Source organism: Alkalihalobacterium elongatum (assembly GCF_019024285.1).
Lineage (GTDB): Bacteria > Bacillota > Bacilli > Bacillales > Bacillaceae_F > Alkalihalobacterium > Alkalihalobacterium elongatum.
Window position 1 is genome coordinate 304,673 of sequence record NZ_WMKZ01000002.1, and the last position, 20,745, is coordinate 325,417.

At 37.3% G+C, this 20,745-nt stretch carries 15 protein-coding genes; all 15 read right to left on the reverse strand.

The genetic code is table 11. The features are described from left to right. Nucleotide 1: 1 nt before the first annotated feature. Nucleotides 2–1,765 carry an extracellular catalytic domain type 1 short-chain-length polyhydroxyalkanoate depolymerase gene (locus GKP30_RS05375; RefSeq protein ID WP_216828375.1) on the reverse strand — a complete coding sequence of 588 codons (1,764 nt, stop codon included), beginning with the start codon at nucleotides 1,763–1,765 and terminating at the stop codon, nucleotides 2–4. A 244-nt stretch (nucleotides 1,766–2,009) separates the two neighbouring features. Further along, the gene (fabG, locus tag GKP30_RS05380) at nucleotides 2,010–2,750 is read right to left on the reverse strand and encodes a 3-oxoacyl-ACP reductase FabG (RefSeq protein ID WP_216828376.1); all 741 of its coding nucleotides are present in this window, start codon (nucleotides 2,748–2,750) and stop codon (nucleotides 2,010–2,012) included. A gap of 15 nt (nucleotides 2,751–2,765) precedes the next feature. After that, nucleotides 2,766–3,653 (reverse strand): intracellular short-chain-length polyhydroxyalkanoate depolymerase, encoded by an 888-nt coding sequence (gene phaZ / locus GKP30_RS05385; protein WP_216828377.1) that lies wholly within the window; start codon nucleotides 3,651–3,653, stop codon nucleotides 2,766–2,768. Further along, nucleotides 3,653–4,690, reverse strand: coding sequence for a 3-oxoacyl-ACP synthase (locus GKP30_RS05390; protein WP_216828378.1), 1,038 nt, complete (start codon nucleotides 4,688–4,690; stop codon nucleotides 3,653–3,655). The genes phaZ and GKP30_RS05390 overlap by 1 nt, the downstream gene beginning before the upstream one ends. A 52-nt stretch (nucleotides 4,691–4,742) precedes the next feature. Further along, complete coding sequence (locus GKP30_RS05395; RefSeq protein ID WP_216828379.1) at nucleotides 4,743–5,762, reverse strand: branched-chain amino acid ABC transporter permease; 1,020 nt, start codon at nucleotides 5,760–5,762, stop codon at nucleotides 4,743–4,745. Beyond that, a complete protein-coding gene (locus GKP30_RS05400; RefSeq protein WP_216828380.1) occupies nucleotides 5,759–6,628 on the reverse strand; it encodes a branched-chain amino acid ABC transporter permease in 870 nt (289 codons plus the stop codon). Before GKP30_RS05400 ends, GKP30_RS05395 begins: the two co-directional genes overlap by 4 nt. Before the next feature lie 68 nt (nucleotides 6,629–6,696). Further along, complete coding sequence (locus GKP30_RS05405; RefSeq protein ID WP_216828381.1) at nucleotides 6,697–7,401, reverse strand: ABC transporter ATP-binding protein; 705 nt, start codon at nucleotides 7,399–7,401, stop codon at nucleotides 6,697–6,699. Next, a complete protein-coding gene (locus GKP30_RS05410; protein ID WP_216828446.1) occupies nucleotides 7,388–8,152 on the reverse strand; it encodes an ABC transporter ATP-binding protein in 765 nt (254 codons plus the stop codon). Before GKP30_RS05410 ends, GKP30_RS05405 begins: the two co-directional genes overlap by 14 nt. Nucleotides 8,153–8,263: 111 nt before the next feature. Further along, the gene (locus GKP30_RS05415) at nucleotides 8,264–9,505 is read right to left on the reverse strand and encodes a substrate-binding domain-containing protein (protein WP_216828382.1); all 1,242 of its coding nucleotides are present in this window, start codon (nucleotides 9,503–9,505) and stop codon (nucleotides 8,264–8,266) included. A gap of 56 nt (nucleotides 9,506–9,561) precedes the next feature. Further along, entirely contained in the window at nucleotides 9,562–10,437 is an 876-nt protein-coding gene (locus tag GKP30_RS05420; RefSeq protein ID WP_216828383.1) for an alpha/beta fold hydrolase, read from the reverse strand. Nucleotides 10,438–10,556: 119 nt separating this feature from the next. Then, nucleotides 10,557–13,796, reverse strand: coding sequence for a BTAD domain-containing putative transcriptional regulator (locus tag GKP30_RS05425; RefSeq protein ID WP_216828384.1), 3,240 nt, complete (start codon nucleotides 13,794–13,796; stop codon nucleotides 10,557–10,559). A 165-nt stretch (nucleotides 13,797–13,961) separates the two neighbouring features. Next, the gene (locus GKP30_RS05430) at nucleotides 13,962–15,011 is read right to left on the reverse strand and encodes an EAL domain-containing protein (RefSeq protein ID WP_216828385.1); all 1,050 of its coding nucleotides are present in this window, start codon (nucleotides 15,009–15,011) and stop codon (nucleotides 13,962–13,964) included. Nucleotides 15,012–15,278: 267 nt separating this feature from the next. Further along, complete coding sequence (gene meaB, locus GKP30_RS05435) at nucleotides 15,279–16,406, reverse strand: methylmalonyl Co-A mutase-associated GTPase MeaB (protein ID WP_216828386.1); 1,128 nt, start codon at nucleotides 16,404–16,406, stop codon at nucleotides 15,279–15,281. Next, nucleotides 16,399–18,591: a methylmalonyl-CoA mutase gene (scpA, locus tag GKP30_RS05440; RefSeq protein ID WP_216828387.1), complete on the reverse strand. Its 2,193-nt coding sequence runs from the start codon at nucleotides 18,589–18,591 to the stop codon at nucleotides 16,399–16,401. The genes meaB and scpA overlap by 8 nt, the downstream gene beginning before the upstream one ends. Continuing rightward, a complete protein-coding gene (locus GKP30_RS05445; RefSeq protein ID WP_216828388.1) occupies nucleotides 18,588–20,708 on the reverse strand; it encodes a methylmalonyl-CoA mutase family protein in 2,121 nt (706 codons plus the stop codon). Before GKP30_RS05445 ends, scpA begins: the two co-directional genes overlap by 4 nt. Between the last annotated feature and the right edge of the window lie 37 nt (nucleotides 20,709–20,745).

The following is a 20,745-nucleotide window of genomic DNA, read 5'->3' on the forward strand; positions in this document are numbered from 1 at the left end:
GTTATTCTAGAGATAGAATTAATTGGGGAGCAAGGTCTTGGTTACTGCTACCATATATCTCTAAAGTATTATTTGTAAAAGATGCGGTCGTACTAGCTTTTATTCGGATTTGAATTTTACCACTTTTATTCAAATGAACAAGGTAGTTGCTAGGTATTTCTATATCTACGTACTGTTGATCGGTTGCTGGTACTTGAACAGTAGTGATACTATTAGCCGTTGCTTGTGCTGAATAGTCTGCTTGTTCTAATGTTGGTGATGAACCAAAGTAACCTGATTTTAGATCAATTTCTAAGCTACCTACATTTCCAGTTAGTGATTTTCGATATATCCGCAGCACAGCTCCTGTTATTATGTCATTACTATCTAATGATGAGGTATTAAATGAAAGAATTGTTCGATAAGTATCCGTATTAAACATCCCTTTATCTCCAACTTTTAAGATAGCTGTACTTAAACCATCTGCAGAAAATCGCCCTACAAAACCGTCCTCTTCATTAATTGAAGTCAAAATAGAAGTGTTTGTAGACTCTCCATTGATATTATATGACTCTGTCTTGACATCCTCTATTTCACCTTCCGTATCGACTGAAAAGAACTTTAGAGTTGTAGATTCACTTATTACTATTGGAATATAATAAATATCTGAATTTTCATTTGGTGGTGTTCCATCAAGTGTATAATAAGTTGTCGCCTCTCTATTCGTGTGAAGATTTATAGAAACGGGTTCAGAATACGTTCCTCCTACTGGATCGGCGGTTGTTACTAATGGAATATCATCTTCTCCTGGTTCCTCTTCATGAGAATTACTATTGAAAAATTCCCATATTAATTCACTCGCTCTTGGTCCATTAGGATCTGTATAACTCCCCATGGAACTACCTCCTGACCAAGCATGCCCCATCCCATCTACAATATACTTTTCCATTAATCTATTACCTAAATGGTCACGATATATAGACCTTGTATAACTTCTTCCTCCTGGTACTTGACCTTGTATTTCTTCTGTTGCTTGGTTATAAAAATAAGTATTTTCCTGTCCATCATAAGCTAGGTCATTTGTTTTCGCCCATTGAGTAATTACTTGATAACTATTAATGGACTGTACTGTGAAGTCACTATTTCCATGGAAAACAATCGTTGGTAATACCTTAGCTTGCTGTCCCATTGCTTGGTACGCTAACCTGCCTTGTTGAATGGGATCAGGTCCACCACTGCTCATCGCTGTCCACGCTTGTAAAGAGTTCGTTGCAGCTTTGTACTCTAGTCCTGCTCCAACCCCAATTCCTGAAAAAATATCAGGATAAGTAGCACCCATAATAACACTCATTGCTCCACCTGCGGATAGCCCAGCAACATATACTTTACTTAGATCAATGGAATAACTATTTATTATTTGCTCGACCATTCCAGCAATTACAGCAGGTTCTCCACTTCCTCTTGATTGATGCGCCGTCTCAAACCAATTCCAGCATTTACTTGAATTCGCGCTAGATGTTTGTTCAGGATATAGAACAATAAAACCTTGTTCTTCTGCTAAAACGTTCATTTCTGTCCCAGCTGCGAATTGGTTTGCATCCTGAGTACAACCATGTAACATAACCATTAATGAAGTAGGTGTCGAGGAGTTATAAGCACTTGGAACATATAGCTTGTAAGTCTTCCCTCCAAATGAATGACTTGTAAATGATCCAGATGCAAATACATTACTTGAAAACATTAGCAGTAGACACAGTGAAACCAGTAGGGTACTAGTAATTCTCATCTAAAAAACTCCCCTTTCAAATCGTTTTGAAAACAGTTATGCTTCTTCCTCCTCCCAAATTTAATGTGAGAAAAGTGAAACGCTATTTTCAATTACTAAAGCAAATAAAAAATGGAGTTTTTGTAATGTTATCTACTCTAACTATCTCAAAAGCTAGATTACCATTCATTAGTTTCATAGAAGTTACATTTTCCTCAAAAAAAGATCGTTAACATATTGATATGTTAACGATCTCATTCTCTTGTTACATCATAATTCCACCATCTACATGAAGGACAGCTCCATTGACATAATCAGACTCATCTGATGCTAAAAATAAATAGGCATTAGCAATATCAGCAGGCTTACCAAGTCGGTTAACAGGGATTGTGGTCTTTAATTTCTCAATCACTTTTTCAGGTACTTTAGCAACCATCCCTGTTTCAACAAACCCTGGTGCAACAGCATTAACATTAATTCCTTGACCACCGAGTTCCTTAGCCCATGATTTCGTCATTCCAACAACCCCTGCTTTTGATGCCGAATAATTCGTTTGACCAACATTCCCGTAAATACCAGAAACACTAGAAGTCATAATGATTTTCCCTTTTCCTTGTTCAACCATTTTCGGTATTACTGCCTGTGTACAGTAGAATACCCCTGTTAAATTTACATCAATTACTTTTTGCCATTCTTGCGGAGAAAGCTTGTGTAGCATTGCATCGGCTGTAACTCCAGCATTATTTATTAGAATATCAACTGTTCCAAATGCACTTACAGCTTCTGCTACCATGTTGTTAACGCTTTCTTGATCAGCAACATTAACTTTTACGGCAATCGCGTTGCCACCTTTTTCTTTTAGTTCAGCTACAACTGCACCTGCAGCAGCCTCGTCAAAGTCAGCAACAACGACATTGGCTCCTTCTCTACTAAATGTAAGTGCTGCTTCTTTCCCAATTCCGTTTCCAGCTCCAGTAATAATAGCGGTCTTCTCTTTTAATCTCATTATTATATCCTCCTGTTATTTCTGTAAAAAATCCGTAATCGCTAAGGTTAATTGGTCCAAGTCATCGATAAGTGGTGAGTGGCCACAACCTTTTAAATAAGTGACCAACGCATGTTCATTTAAATCTTCTGTTATTTCTTCAGTCATTTGTTTAGTGATCACAAGATCGTTTTCTCCTGCTAAAATGAGGATAGGGTGAGTAATATTTTTCGCTTCTCCTGTTCCTTCTACGATCCCATTATGAACATTACTAATATTGAAAATATTTAGCGCATGATAGACTTCCGTTAAATTTCGTTGTGTTAGCATATCTTCCAGATACTCGTCATACTTCTGATCATTAGGCTGATTAGTTGTATAGATAAGTGAATTCCAAACAGCTTTGAGAAAATCTTTATTTCGTTGTTCATATGCTTGCGACACTGGTATCGCCTTCGTTGCATCCTTTTTGATTTCTTCCAATGTCGTTAAGCGAATGTATTCTCCTTTTTCATTCACACTCACAAATGGATAGCCTCTAGTCGATCCCGAACATAATAAAATAATTTTATTAATATCACTAAAGTAATCAATAGCATAACGCATTGCTACGGTTCCACCTGTAGACCAGCCGATTACAGAAAACTTTTTTAAACCAATAGCATCTACAAAGCATTTGATGTCATCTGAAAAATCTTTAATCGACTCAATCGGCTTATAGTAGGAAGAACCACCAAAACCTCTCATGTCAACAGCATACAGTTTGTACTGTGAAGGTAAAACATCCATTAAAATATCCCAATGTTTTGATGAAGTCATATTGCCGTGAATGAGAAGTACGACTTCATTTCCCCCTTCTCTTTCACGATAAGTAATCGTCTCACCATTTGGCAAGATTACCGAATTCAACGTTGTATGTGACACTATACAACACCTCCTGAATTTGCTGTTCCCCAACGGATCGTCGTCGCTCCCCAAGCATAGCCAATTCCTGCACTTACGAGAACGACTATATCTCCATTTTTTATTTTCCCATGATCAAGAGCTAGCTCTAGAGACAATATTTGATCGATTTGTCCAATATGTCCATACTCTCTTAAATAAATCGATTGATCTTCTTTAAGACCTAACTCACGAAGTACATAATCATGAGCTGATTTTTTCATATGCAAGATACCAAGATAATCAATATCATTTTGAACATAACCGCTTTTCTGTAAAGAGCGTTGAATAACTTTAATAAAGTTTTTCATCGACTTTTCTTCAAGTCGTCTCTTCATACCTTCTGGGTCTAATACATCCAAATAATTTAGTTTTTTCTCAAGCGCTTGTTTGGTCATCGGTTGTTTTGTGCCACCAGCTACGACAACGACATCTTCAGAAAATGCTCCATCTGTGATCATATGACTTTCTAATAGAATATTAGAATGATACCCCTTTTGTAAAACAATTGCTCCTCCACCAGCTGCTAAATTATACATAAAGCGAGTTCTTGGGTTTGAATAATCAATAAAATCACTATTTCGATACCCACCCGCTAGTAACACCGTATTTATTGAAGAGTCCGCCATCATCATATCTTTTGCTACTTTCATAGCCATTATCGTCGTACTACAACGTAGAGCCACATCAAATGCCCAGGCATTCGTTGCACCGACTTCCCGTTGTAACATTATACCAGCTGTCCACAAAGGATATTCCTTATGCTCCTCACCAATATAAATAACCAAATCTATTTCCTTGGGATCAATGTTCCCTTTATCTAACGCTTTTTTAGCAGCATGTATACCCATTTGGCATGTATGATCAACTGGTCCTGGGATGGGCTTTTTCATTATTCCCATCTTTTCTTCTACAACTTCTTTCGGAATTCCAGATTGCTCTGCAATATCGGTACTCGTCATCATTTGATTTGGAATATAAACACCAGTGCTTACAATTCCGATGTCTTCTTTTCTCATCCGACATCCACTCTTTTCATTTGATATACACGCTCCTACCTATGCTTATTTATTAAATATCCTTATTTACTCCCGACTGTTTTGGAATAGATTTTCGTATTTCTTTTTTATACTGATATTTCGCCCACCAATGTTGAATGGTCCCAACAATGCCTTTCGGGAAGAACATAACTACTAAAATAAATACGGTTCCAAATAAAATAATCCAACGTTCAAAAATCCAATGCACCTTTGCTAAATCCATAAGACCGTGTTTTGCAAATTCAATGAGTGCAGCTCCAACAATTGAACCGAATAAAGTACCAACACCACCGATAATCGTAATGAGAAGAGCATCTAATGTTAACTCAACTGACAATACGGCAGTATTAACGAATCGCAAACTCATTCCATATAAGATCCCTGCTAAACCTGCAACAACACCTGCAACAACATTAGCTGTAACTTTATAATGCATTACACGGTAACCAAGTGACTCAACACGAGGTTCATTTTCTCGAATCGCTTGTAATACACGTCCCATCGGTGACTCGGTAAAACGTCTAAGAAGAAGATAGATAATCACCATAAAGGCTAAGCATATAATGTAAAAGGAAACTCGATCTCTGAAAAGATCTGGTATCGTAAATGTAAACCCATCGTTACCCATCGTTACTGACCGCCATTTTTCGGCAACAACTACAAACAAACTTGATACGGCTAAGGTGAGCATTGCAAAAAAGTGACCTTTTAAGCGTAACGTCAGCATTCCGACTAAATAACTTACGACAGCTGTAAAGATAATTGTTATCAAGACGGCCAATAAAACAACGGGAATTGTAGCTCCAAATGCTTTCAAACAAATACCTACTGTATAAGCACCAATTCCGAAAAACATCGCATGACCAAAAGAAACAATTCCTGAATAACCGAGAAGAATATCATAGCTCATCGCAAAAGCTGCAAAAATAAAAATTTGCGTTAGCATAATAAGCATTGTTCTTGAATCATTTACAAACGGGAAAAGGAATAAGCCAATCGTTAATACGGCTAAGGTAAGTTTAAAGCGTGACAACTGTTTTAAACGGCTCATTTTACGGCCTCCTTTGTCCCCATAAGACCTGAAGGCTTAAAGACTAAGATCGCTAACATGATTAGGAAATTGATCGCTAATGCTAACTCTGGTACAAAATAAGCTGCATATGCACCTAATACTCCTACAAGGACTGCTGCAGTCATCGAACCAAGTACACTTCCCATTCCACCAATAATTACAACAATAAAGGCTAAAATCCCATATTCCAATCCAATCTCTGCATAGATTACTCCTGAATAAGGACCAAACAGTAAGCCTGCTAATCCAGCCATACCTGAACCGAGCATAAAAACAAATAAGAAGATCTTACGAATATTAATCCCCAAAGCTTGAACCATTTCCTTATCGATAACTCCAGCTCTTACAACGAGCCCTAGCTTCGTTTTATTTAACAAGAATAACAAGCCGAAAAAGACAATTATTCCAATTAGAATGATGAATAATCGATATTTAATTAAGTAGATATTTCCTACTTCCCAACTGCCTTGAAGCCAACTCGGACTTTGAGCATGAATAATATTCGGTCCCCAAACTACTTTTACGAGTTCGCTTAAAACGAGCATCGCACCAAGCGTAATGAGAATTTGTTGAATATGATTTCCGTAAACAGGCTTGATAATAAAACGTTCTAATAAATACCCTAATATTACGCCAGCAATAATTGCAGCTAATACACCAACAATATAACTTCCGCTTGTAGCAAATGCCCAAATACCCGCATAAGCACCCCAAAGGAATAAAGCACCGTGGGCAAAGTTTAATACATCCATTAAACCAAAAATTAGCGTTAGTCCTGCAGCTAATAAGAATATGAGCATTCCAGTCGCCAATCCATTAATTGTAATACTTATTAATAAGTCCACAGCTGACCCTCCTTTAAATCAATTTCCTACTAGAAAATTAGTGTTGAACTAAAACCGTAGCTTTACAATTAAGCAATTCCTAAATATTGACGTTTTAACTCTTCATTTTGCTTTAGTTCTTCCATCTCTCCACTGTGCACTGAATGTCCATCATCAAGGATGTAAAAACGATCTCCAATTGTACTAGCCATCATAAAATTTTGTTCAACAAGGACAACTGTTGTTTTTTCTTTCATTTGTTTGATTGATTCCATTACCTTCTCAACGATAATTGGGGCTAACCCTTTACTTGGTTCGTCAATTAGCAACAAATCATTTTCATTTACATAAGCCCTCGCAATCGAAAGCATCTGCTTTTGTCCACCACTTAAATGTCCACCATTCTTCTTCCAAAACTTCTTTAAATCAGGGAATAAATTCAATATCCATTCTAGTCTTTCTAATGTTTCATCATCTTTCTTTTTCATTGCTACTTTAATATTTTCCTCAACAGTAAGTGCGCCAAAAATACCTTGATCTTCAGGAACATAGCCAATCCCTAAATTAGCAATTTTATACGTTGGTAAGCTATGAATCTCTTGTTCCTTGTAGGTTATTGCCCCTTCCTTAATAGGGTTTAAACCCATGATGGAGCGCAGTGTAGTTGTTTTTCCAGCACCATTTCTCCCCAATAAAACGGTTACTTCTCCAGCTTTTACTTCAAAAGAAACACCTTGTAAAATATGGTATTGTTGAATGTATGTTTGGATTTGCTCCACTTTAAGAAGCGTCATCTTCGAGCCCTCCTAAATATGCAGATTGAACTTGTTCATTTTTCATAATTTCTTCGGGATCACCGTCAGCTAAAAGGGTCCCATGAAAAAGAACCATTATACTATCTGACAAGTCTAAAACCATATCCATCTTATGTTCGATTAAAATAATCGTCCGATTTCGTTCATCACGGATATTACGGATAACATCAAGTATCATTGGCACTTCTTCTAACGACATCCCCGCTGTTGGCTCATCAAGTAGGAGAACTTCGGATTCCAGTGCTAATAGCATGGCAATTTCTAGTTTTCTTTTCTCACCATGAGCTAGATTAACAGCTAACTCCTGTGCTTTATTTTCAAGTAACACTGTTTTTAATAATTCACTCGTTTTCCGATCAATTTCTTTATAATGCTTAAAATGCTTAAACATGTTATAACGGACACCAGCTTGCGATTGGACAGCAAGACGAACATTTTCATGACATGTTAAGTTAGGAAACACATTTGTAATCTGGAAGGAGCGACCGATACCTAAACGGACTCTTGCAGTAGGTGTCAATGCCGTAATATCCTCACCATTCAAATGTACCGATCCTCTAGTAGGCTTTAATTGTCCACTTAGCATATTAAAAAACGTCGTCTTTCCTGCCCCGTTTGGTCCAATAATGGACTTCAATTTATTGCGCTCAATTTGAATATTCACTCCATTAACGGCTATATGTCCTCCAAAGGCTATCGTTAAATCTTTCGTTTCTAAAATTACATCCACTGGCATTCACCTTCCTCCTATGATGGATGAAGCTGACTCATCAATGGCAATCTACATCGAGTTTCCGATGATGAATGACCTTTGCTTCTAGAGTCAGCCTCATTTCAGTTGTTAATTTAATATTGGTGGTGCTGTTTCTTCTGGTGAAAGTTCACGAATGATAACAGGAACTGGATAATCGAAATCATCTGTGCGTTCTAATGTAATCGCATACATTGTTTGCATCGCTTGATGATCTTCTGGGCGGAAAGTCATCGGTCCCTTAGGTGTATCAAATGTCATTCCACGCATCGTCTCTATTAACGTATCGGCATCAGTTGCACCATTACTATTTTCTAAGGCTTGAACAACAGCCATTGCAGCTGAAAAACCACCTGGAGTAAATAGGTCTGGCATTTCACCACCATGACGTTTCTGATGCTCTTCTACTAACCAATCATTCACTTCATTGCTTGGTAGACTATGATGATAAACCGTAAAACCTTTCATACCAACGACTGCATCCATTGTGCGAAGTGCAGCAATATCTGGAGCACCTGTTGAAATTTGAATTCCACGATCTTGAATTTTCATGTCAGCTAATTGTCCCCAAGGTGAGTTTGCTCCTGCCCAAATGACAAACAAATAATCAGGTTCTGCATTAATAATACGTTGAATATTTGCAGCGAAATCTACTCCCGCTGGATCTGCATATTCTTCGTGAACAACATCAGCTCCTAGTTCTTTTGCTGTTTGAGCAAATGCCCCAACACCATCTCTTCCGAATGCATTATCTTGTGCTAACGTTGCAATTTTTACCCCATCAGCTGCAATTGCTGCTGCTCCTGCAATCGCGTCTTGTGAAGAACTTCTACCTGTACGGAAAATATGTTTATTCCAGTTAGCTCCCGTAATACTATCAGCAACTGCAGGCTCTACAATCATAATTTTTTCATATTCTTCGACTAACGGTAACACTGCTAAAGTATCTCCTGAGGAAGACGAACCTACAATGAAGTCAACATTGTAATCTTCAAGTAATCTTGTCGCTTTCTGAACAGCCACGTCTGGTTGGGTTTCTGTGTCTTCAATAATGTACTCAATCTTTTTACCTGCAACTTCCATCGTTCCATTCGTTGCATACTCAAGACCTAGTTCAAATCCTTTCACAGTTTGCGCCCCATATGCCTCTAATGCACCTGTTAGTGAAGTAAGAACACCCACTCTTACAACTTCTTCAGTTTCTGTATCCATTTCTTCAGGATCTACATTTCCTTCAGGTTCACTACTTGTATCATTTGAACCACAAGCCGTAAGTAAAAATATACCGAGCATTAAACTTAAAAAACTAAGAAAGAATTTCTTTTTACCCATTTTACTTCCCCCTTGAAATTAATAAATTCTTGTAATTGTAGTATGGATGATTAGAGTTACATTTTAGTTGCAATTGATTTTTTCGATTGAACTTCTTTTAAGAAATGAATAATTTCCGACGAAGTCTGTTCAAACTCATGAAACAAAATTGAAAAATGATTGGCTCCCCTTATTTCTATAAATTTACTATCATCTATCATTTCAGAAAGTTTGGTCCCAGTTTCTCTACTAATTAAATACGCTGTAGGATGAAATAAACAGTTTGGTGCCCACAATATTAATGTAGGAACGGTGATACTCGAATGACATGTATTAATAATGGGTTGCATTAAATTGTCCAATTCTTCTTGGATAATGTTCTTTTTTGTCTTCGAGATAACCGTCCCGTCATCATAATGAACAACATCGGAATAGAAATATTGTTCTAAGTAGTTGTTCCATGGGCTAAAAAATGGAATTTCACTTACTTGAGTAATGTAGCTATAAAAATTCTCATAACTTCTTTCAACTCTATTAATAGAGGGATGTAATAAATCAACTACCTCCTCTCTTAAGTCTTCGCCTCCATCTATTAGAATGAGTGAAGACAAAGTTTCAGGATACATCGAAGAAAACACAACTCCAATCATCGCACCTAATGAATGACCTACTAAGATGACCTTCTCTAAATTTAACTGTTGGATAATGGCATGAATATCTTTTACATGTTCATTAACATGGTACCCTGAAGCTGGTTTTGAACTATCTCCTCTTCCCCTTAAATCAATGGCCATTACTCGATAATGTTTAACTAATTTTTCTGCGATAGCATCCCAACATCGGCCATTTGCGGTTAATCCATGTATACAAATAATTGTTTCTTCACCTTCACCACCATAATCGATCATATGAAAGTGTAATCCATTAGCATATATCTTTGTATCTTTCATCATTCACACCTCCTTAGGCTTCAGTAGTTAACTATACTTTAATTCTTAAAGGTTGCATTATAGTTGCAAATTAAAATGACATGCGATGGGCGCATGTCATTTTGTTTCAATTGAGTTACCTTTTAAACGACCGTATCTATATTATCTGGCTCCTTAATCACCTCAAGCATTCTTAACGTCGACTCCATCGGTTCAACTCCAAGCTCTTGTTCTAGATTTTTCTTACATTTCTCGAACACTCTTAATGCATACGGGCGATTATGTTTACGATAATAACTATACATTAGCAACCTATACGCTTCTTCCCAACAACGGTCGACTTTGAGGATAGCATCACATAAGGTGATTGCATCATCAAACTGTTCATCTCCAACAAAAAGCTGGGCTAGCTTTTCGGAACCTCTTAAGTATAAAGATGAAAAACGTTCTCTTTCATCGCTGCACCAATCATTATATTTTCTTGATGGCAAAAATTCATCTATAAATAGCTCTAGCCCACGCATCAATTTGTCTTTAGCAATAAAAAGGTCTTTTTCTTCAATACCTTGTTGAACGTGTTCTTGAAAAACATAACAATCTATATCGAATGAAGCTTCTTCGTTTAAACCATACATACTTCCCTCACGAGTAATAAAGAACGGAACTTCTCTCGGTTTTCGATTAGGCTCAAGCACTTTATTGAGTGCATTTAAAGCGACTTTAAAATCACGGTTGGCTGCTTCTTCATCAACATCTGCCCATAAATGTGAGATCAGCTCTGTTTTTGAAAGCATCCTTCCTTTTTTCGTTAAGAAAAGTTGAAGTAATTCTTTCGCCTTTTCCCGTTTCCACGCTTTATCATTTACTTTTTTATCTCCAAGCCATACTTGGAAGTCACCAAATAGTTGTACTTTAACCGTATAACCTGGGTGAAAACTAATTTGCTCATATCCCAACTTATTTAAAAGTGACGTGGTTTGTTCAATCCGAACACTTTGTTTCTTTGCCTCTAAGAACATCGGTATCGCCTCTTCTACATCCTTAGGACCGTATAAAGTTGAAGCGGTGAGTAAGAAATCATATTGAGAATCTTTTATACTATTTAAAAACTTGTTCATGAACGAAATAAATTTTACTTGATCTTGACTTGAAAAAGCGAATCGACTTAACCAAAATAAACTAGCTGTTTCTCCAAATAAACATCCACACTGCTTAAACCCTTCGTAGCTTGCCAAAAGCTCTTCATCGGCAACCCTATCGTTTTTTTCATAAAACGCAGCTATACCTAGAGCTAAGTGAATATATGAAGATAGCCATATATCCTTAACCCGATTCGGTTCTTCTAACGCAAGTTCACCCGCATTTCTGGAAGCTTGATAGTCGCCAATCTTCCCATATAGTAAACAAAGACCTAAGTATGCTTCCGATTTACCTCTAGACATATTAAGTTGATCCATTAATTCTAACGCTGTCTCATAGCAATGAACCGCTAGCTCCGGTTTATAACGTTTTTGAATTTGCACCGCATGCCCCATCCGAATCCACCCACACGCTTCCACAAATGGTGCTTTTCTTGAGGTCCCTCTTAATATACCTTGTTCAGCTAACCGTTTAGAACGCTCTGCTTCACCCATATAAGAATATACAATGGACAAAATCAAGTCAGTTTCACGATGAGACCGAGATAGATCGTTAGTTATATCATTTCTTTCTTTGGACTTTTCAAGAAGCTCCCTAGCCTGTTCTAAACGTCCTGTTCTTAAATAAAGTCGAGATTCTAGCTCTTCTTTTTCATACCTTGGATCTAGCTGCTTACACTTGTAGAGCCATTTTTCTGCTTCAAAGGCTTTACCTAAATTAACTAGGTTCTCTGCCATTAAACTATATAGGTGTAGGATTCTAACTTCCTTTTTATCACTTTTTTCCATTAACTCAATGGCTCTGGCTAAATAGTTATCTGCTTTAGCAGGTTGGATCGTATCAAGGAATATTTTAGCCTTTCCTTCATTTCCTAAACTTTCACAAATTAAATCACCTTTAGCTACGGCAATGTCAATTAGTTGATTATAATTTGAAAGCGCTTTCTCATAACAGCAAAAATATCTGTTAATTTCACCTTCAATAAACCAAATGAGTGCAAATTTGGTTTTTAATACTTCTGGCAAACAATCTATAAAGTTTGATAACAACTCAATTTTTCCTTGTGCTAACAAATCGAGACCTTGTGCTTGAATTAATTTTGCAACTTGTTCATAATTCTTAATTTCTGCAAAATGATACATGCTTTTTTCATAATCGCCATTTCCTTTATAATACTGGGCTAATTTATTATGAAGTGAATTAAATAAGCTTGAGTTTTCTTGTAATTGTTGTAGTAGAAAGTCTCTAAATAAAGCATGATACCTATACTGTTCTTGACCAACTTGATAAATTAATAGATTTTGTTTAATTAATACACTTAATAAGTCTCGAGAATTTTGTATTCCTACTACTTCTTCTAGCAGCACTGGATGCAGGTCTTCAACAATACTTGTTTTTAATAAGAACTCTTTGATCCTTATTGGTTGTTTAGAAAATACCTCAAGTGCTAGATACCTAAAAAATTCTTCATTCGTCTGTGCTTCCCATTCATTCTCCCTAATATAACTATCAAGTTTCATTTGTTGCCATACCATTTGTATCGCGATAATCCAGCCCTCGGTCTTATTATAGATTTGTTCTAATTCATGTTCTGTAATAGGAATTTGATAAAAATCAGAAAATAAAACTTCTACTTCATCCTTAGAAAAAGCTAGCTCATTTTCTGTAATTTCTACTAAATCTCCATGAACAATCATTTTCGTAAAAATATCCCATGTTGGTCGAACTCGGCTAGAAATAATGAGATGAACGTGCTTTGGTAAATGTTTAATAATAAACAATAACCATCGTTCTATAGGTTTTGTCGTTTCAACAAGATGGAAATCATCAATAACTAAGATACATTCTTCTCTTATTCCAAGTAATTCATTTACATACTCTGATGCAAGATATTCTATCTGATCTTCAATATTTAAGACACTTTCTGTCATTAAGTACTCCAATAATCGAAGACCAAAATGACTATACTTTTGTTGAATCGAGTAAATCATATGAATAATAAATGGATGGATATGATCTTCATCTTTCGTTATTGAATACCAACAATATGGTTTAGATTGATTGTTTAAATAAGCAGCTATTGATGTACTTTTACCATACCCAGGTCCTGAATGCACAAGTGTTAGACGGTTGTTATCCATTGCCCGCATCTTTTTCATTAAATGAAGGCGACTAATGTTCGTTTCTTTTAGTATCGGAGGAGTAAACTTTGTTTGGACGACTGGTATTCTATTTTTAAACATATTCAACCTCCTTTTTTGAATATTCTAATTTTAACATATGGTCGGTACAAAATAGTCAATAAAAAATTTTTTCGTTCACAAGATTATACGATACATTGGTTTAATAATAGAACACTAGGCAACAAAATAGCCTGACTTATAACAGTCAGGCTAAGAGAAAAAAATTTATTGATTTTGTAAAGGTAAAGGTGCTGGCCTTCCGATATAATAGCCTTGGGCGAGATGAATACCTATGTCTTTACAGTATAGTAATTCTTCTCTTCTTTCAATTCCTTCAGCTAATAAGATAATATTATTGCCATTAGCAACATCTTGTATCGCTTTAAGTTTTTTCTGCTTTTCTTTGACTATATCACAGTGATCCACTAACTGACGATCAATTTTAGCAAAGTTAGGACTGAGCTCCTTTAATACCTCTATTGTTGAGTAACCAGAACCAATATCATCTAATGCAACATGGATGCCATGCTGTTTGTAAGTTTCAAAAATCCTTTTTAAATGTTCCATATCTTTAATGTTTTCAGTTTCAACAACTTCAAAGACTAAGTCACTAGGATTAACATTATATTGTTCAACTACTTTGAAGGTACTCTTCAAACAATGATTAGGATCATAGATTGAAGAAGGTAAAAAATTAATAAAACGCTTCTGCCCCTCCTCTAGAAGCTTCGCACCTACTTCAATTGACGCAATTCTCGCATGGCTGTCTAGTAAAGATTGCAATCCAGCTCTCTGTGAAAAGGCAAAAAGCTCTCCAGGAAAAAACGGATACTCTTTATCAGTTTGTCTTAGTAAAAACTCATAACCATAGAGCGAATCATCCTTCAAGCTAATAATTGGTTGAACATGATGTGTAAATTTGCGTTGATTAATAATTGTTAGTAGATCTCTATGATTAATTCTCTCCTTTAATTGATCAAATCGAGTCATTGTCGGAAACAAATATGGTTGAGTCTGACTCTGATCATCACCCCAACTACCAAACACACCCTCAGAATTCCCTTCTAACGTATGATCAATATCATTAACTATCTGCTCTAGCATTAAGAAAGTATCATAGGGGATTTTTATTACTTGCCCTTCGTATGTTAAACTATATGTTTTCTTTATATTATCAAGTAATTGCAAGAAAATAGCTTCTACACGACAATAAATGAACAATGACCCGCTTTCACTAAGATCAGGAAAGGAAGAGCAACTCGAACAAACTGACATAAGATTTCCCCCAGTAAACTAAAAATTTAAAATTCTATAAAACAACTTTTCAATAATTTCCTTGGCCTATCCTTAGACAAAGCTCGTTTTAAAAAGACTTTAACACTATCATATATCTCATAAGTATTTTATTCTATTTTTATAGTGAAGACCAACAAGATGATTAGGTAATCTGTAGCAAAATGTCAATTTTAACTTAATTTATATAGATTCTCTTGAGTAAAATCAAAGATGCCAGGCACCTATCAATAAGGTGTCTGGCATTTTTTAATTTTGCTCATCATAAATTTCCAATAGTGATTGGACAGCTAATGTTGGTGAAGTTTCGCCATTAATTAGTAGCTTTTCAATGATTGGAATGTTTTCTTTTACTTTTGCATTTTGGTAGAAGCGAGTTTTTAGCTGGTCTTCGATTAGCGTCCTTACCCAATCTAACATTTGCTGTTTTCGCCTTTCGTCAAACACTCCTGATGATTTTGTCTCCTGCTCGTATCTTTGAATGACTTCCCATATATTTGGTACACCCTCACCAGTTAAAGCAGAGACCGTATAGGCTTGTGTTTCCCAACCCTTTGTAGCTGGTTGAAGAAAGTGTAATAAGCGATTGTATTCAGCTCTTGCATTTAAAGCAGCCTGTTTATTATTACCGTCCGCTTTGTTTATGAAGATGGCATCAGCAATTTCCATAACACCTTTCTTCATTCCTTGCAGTTCATCACCAGCCCCGGTCAACATGATAACAAGGAAGAAATCCACCATAGAACGGACAGTAATTTCACTCTGACCAACACCTACAGTTTCAACGATAATAACGTCATAACCTGCCGCTTCACAAATAAGTAATGTTTCACGACTTTTTCTAGCTACTCCACCTAATGTTCCACCAGCAGGGGATGGACGAACGTAAGCATTTTGATTCCTCGAGAGATTTTCCATTCTCGTTTTATCTCCAAGAATACTTCCCTTTGATAAACTACTAGACGGATCGACAGCTAATACGGCAACTTTATGACCTTGATCGCATAACATCGTCCCAAATGCTTCGATGAGTGTACTTTTTCCTGCTCCAGGAACACCAGTAAATCCAATACGGATCGAGTTACCTGTATACGGCATTAATTTCTTTAATACTTCTTGACCGAGCTGGATATGCTTTTGTGAGTTACTTTCAACTAAAGTAATGGCTTGAGCAATAATCGCACGATTACCTGCTAGTACTCCTTTTACATAGTCGTCAACAGAAAGCTGACGGCGACGAGGATACGAATTCCCCGCCACCGCTTTTTTATTGCTTGTCATACCGTCATGTCCCCCTTCAGTTCCTTTTAGGTAATGACTTGCATAACCTTCAGCTTGATCTGTCGCCCATTCGGGTCTAGATCTATCGTTACTCATTGCTATCCTCATAACCAAGTCTACGATTTACTTCTACTAATACTTTTTCAGCTGCAACTGGAATGACTGTTCCAGGTCCGAAAATAGCAGCAGCACCTTTTTCTTTTAAGTAATCGTAATCTTGGGCTGGAATAACCCCACCAATTACAACTGCGATATCACCGCGTCCTAGACGCTCTAACTCAGCAACTACTTGTGGTAAAAGAGTTTTATGACCAGCTGCTAACGAACTTACACCTAACACGTGAACGTCGTTTTCAACTGCTTGTAACGCTGCTTCTTCAGGCGTCTGGAATAACGGTCCGATATCAACGTCAAATCCTAAATCAGCAAATGCAGTCGAAATAACTTTTGCACCTCGGTCGTGTCCATCTTGGCCCATTTTAGCAACCATAATTCTCGGTCTACGTCCTTCACGCTCTTCAAATTCGTCCGTCATTTCACGAACGATTTTCACTTGTTCTGCATCACCAAACTCTGAACTATAAACTCCACTAATCGACCTAATCACCGCCTTATGTCTTCCGGCTACTTTTTCAATCGCATCAGAAATTTCACCTAAGCTAGCACGTACACGAGCTGCTTCAACAGAAAGCTCTAGTAAGTTTCCTTTTCCTGTTTCAGCTGCTTGAGTGATCGCATTTAAAGCAGCATCAACTTTCGCTTGATCACGTTCAGCTCTTAATTTTTCAAGCCTGCGAATTTGTGCTTCTCTAACTGCGGTATTGTCAATATCAAGAATTTCAATTGGATCTTCTTTTTCTAGTCGATACTTGTTCACGCCGATAATGGACTCTTTACCCGAGTCGATATGAGCTTGACGTCTTGCTGCTGCTTCTTCAATACGCATTTTCGGTAGGCCTGTTTCAATCGCTTTAGCCATACCTCCAAGCTCTTCAACTTCTTGAATGTGAGCCCATGCTTTTTCAACAAGTTCAGCTGTTAACGATTCTACGTAGTACGAGCCACCCCAAGGATCTAATACATTCGTAATACCTGTTTCATCTTGAAGGTATAGTTGTGTATTACGAGCAATTCGAGCCGAAAAGTCTGTTGGTAAGGCAATTGCTTCATCTAAAGCATTTGTATGCAACGATTGAGTATGCCCTAATGCTGCAGCCATTGCTTCAATACAAGTACGTGTAACGTTATTAAATGGATCTTGCTCAGTTAAACTCCATCCCGACGTTTGTGAATGTGTACGAAGTGCTAATGATTTATCGTTTTTCGGGTTAAATTGTTTCATAAGTTTAGCCCAAATAAGACGTCCTGCTCTCATCTTAGCTACTTCCATGTAATAGTTCATTCCAATTGCCCAGAAGAAGGATAAGCGTGGCGCAAATTTATCAATATCAATACCTGCTTTTAATCCAGTCTTAACATACTCCAAACCATCTGCTAACGTGTAACCTAATTCGATATCAGCTGTAGCACCAGCTTCTTGCATGTGGTAACCCGAAATACTAATACTATTAAATTTCGGCATATACTTGGATGTATATTCAAAAATATCAGCAATGATTTTCATCGACATTTCAGGACCATAAATATACGTATTACGTACCATGTATTCTTTTAAAATATCATTTTGGATCGTTCCTGAAAGAAGCTCTTGTTTAACACCCTGTTCTTCTGCGGCAACAATATAGAAAGCCATAACTGGAAGCACAGCGCCGTTCATCGTCATCGAAACGGACATTTGATCAAGTGGAATGCCATCAAATAAGATCTTCATATCTAAGATGGAGTCTACTGCAACACCAGCTTTACCTACGTCACCTACTACACGTGGATGGTCCGAATCGTAACCACGGTGAGTAGCTAAGTCAAATGCAATCGATAAACCTTTTTGCCCAGCTGCTAAGTTACGTCGATAAAAAGCATTACTTTCCTCTGCAGTTGAAAAACCTGCATATTGGCGAACTGTCCATGGACGAGCTTTATACATTGCTGGGTAAGGTCCTCTGAAGAAAGGAGCAATCCCTGCAACATAATCGAGATGCTTCATACCCTCCGTATCTTCTTTCGTATAAAGGGGTTTCACATCAATTTTTTCAGTTGTATGAAAAGTTAGATCTTCTATTGAAGCCCCAGTCGTTTGCTCTGCTTGCTTGCGCCAGTTGTCTAAATTAGAAGAAGGCTTTTCTGCTGTAAAAGATATATTCGTAAAATCTGGCTTCGTCATCCTTTAACAACCCCTTTCTCAACTTGAAGCTTGCGTAAAACTTCATAGCAGTTGGAACGAAGATGAACGAATTCGTCGACACCTGCATTACGGTAGTTCACTTCATCTTCTTCCGTAGGTTTGCCAGCAATCATAACTGTAATATCTTCGTTCGCTTGTTTAATTGATTTAATAATATCAGTTGCCTGTTCTTGGTAGCTTTCATCTTTTCCACAAATAACAACAACGCTAGCCTTTGAATCTAATGCCGCTTGAGATGCTTCAGCACTAGTCATAAAGCCGTTATTTCGGATGATTTCAAATCCACCTACTTCAAAGAAACCTGCCGTAAAGTCTGCTCTGGCTTTATGGCTAGGAATCGGCCCTAGGTTGGCTAAGAACACTTTAACTGGTTCACCATGCTCTTTTGTAAACGCTTCATTAGCTTGGCGAAGTTCTTCAAACTTTTCAGCACCTCTACTTGCAATGATCGGTTCAATTGTCACAATATCATCCGCATTTCGTAAACTGCTTGCAAGAACAGCAACCGATGCCCCGTTCATAGCAAACTGAAGAGCTTGATCGACAGTATTTGTTTCTGCACTGAATTGTACTGTTGTTGCTTTTGCATTTAATTTCTCACTTAAATGCTGTTCAATAAAAGTCGTATCATCTTCTGGTATGACTTCAATTGCTTTTTCAGTTGTATTCGCATACATATTAGTCCCAACAACGATGTCCTTACGTTGTGCAATGTTATTTAAACGGCTCGTTTTCGTTTCAGCGACTTTCTGCTGTGGCATACCTGCTTTTAATGCTTCGAGAATACCACCTGTTTCCTCTACCTGTTGGAAAAGTACCCAAGCCTTTTCAGCTAGCTCATTTGTTAGTACCTCAATGTACCAAGAACCACCAGCAGGATCGGCTGTTTTTCCAATGTGAGATTCTTCTTGTAAAATAATTGAGATATTGCGAGCGATACGACGAGAAAACGCCGTTGATTTTTGAATTGGCTCATCGAATGGACTAACATGAATACTGTTAGCACCTCCAACTGCAGCTGCAAATGCCTCTGAAGTTGTTCTGAGCATATTTACATATGGATCGTATTTTGTTTTAGTCCATGATGATGTTCGTGCATGGATGTTAAGTGTTCCATCATTCTCTTCTCCACCGAAAGCAGAAACAATTTTAGCCCATAGAATACGCGCTGCACGTAGTTTACCAATTTCCATAAAATAATCTGCGCCAATTGAAAAAACAAAATTTATTGATTTCGCTGCATCTTGGATTGAAACTCCGCGAGAAGTTAATGCCTGTAAGTATTCAACTCCTGTCGCTAATGAAAATGCTAACTCTTCGACAGCACTACTTCCACCATTATGATATGGTGTTCCCTCAACAAGTACTGTTTGAAGAGATGGAGCATTTTCATTGGACCACTTTACTGTATCAGCCATTACGTTATAGCAATCTTCTAATGAGTAATTGATTGAACCATATTCGACTAATTGTCCAATTGGATCCATTCCAATAACACCCTTGAGCTCAGAAACATCAGTATTATTCTTTTTAGCAGCCCCTAAAAGCATAGCTAATACTGGAACAGAATTAGCTCCTGCGTGAATGTGAACAGGAACCTTCGCTAAATCAATATCTTCTATTGCTGTTTGCATATCTTCTACGTTAGTAACGTTTAATCCTGATTGCCCAACTAATTGTTGAGCATCTTCTATTCTAAGCCCTTTTTTTGTCACTTCATCTAAAACAATATTCAATGCAGTTTGGCCTCGCGATAAATCGTGTTTTGCAACAAGATTAAACTGCTTAGGCGTTGATGTCGTAAGCTCTTGGCTAATTTCCCATGCCTTATCTTTAGAAGGGACAGCCCCAGCTCCTCTTAAGAATGGACTTTGCCCTGGAAGCGAATCGATAAAAGGTAGACCCTGTGCATCTTTTCGTTGATACATCGGTTGTAAGGAAATTCCTTCATACGTTTTGGTAACTAACTTCTTTTCAAAAGAAGCACCTTTTAACGACTTTTCAGTTACTTCACGCCATTCATCATACGATGGAATCGGAAATTCCCAAAATGGTTCTAATGCTTTTTTATCTTCCATAATAGTTGCGGTAAGCACTCAAACGAATACTTACCGCTCTCTCCCTTCTTATTAT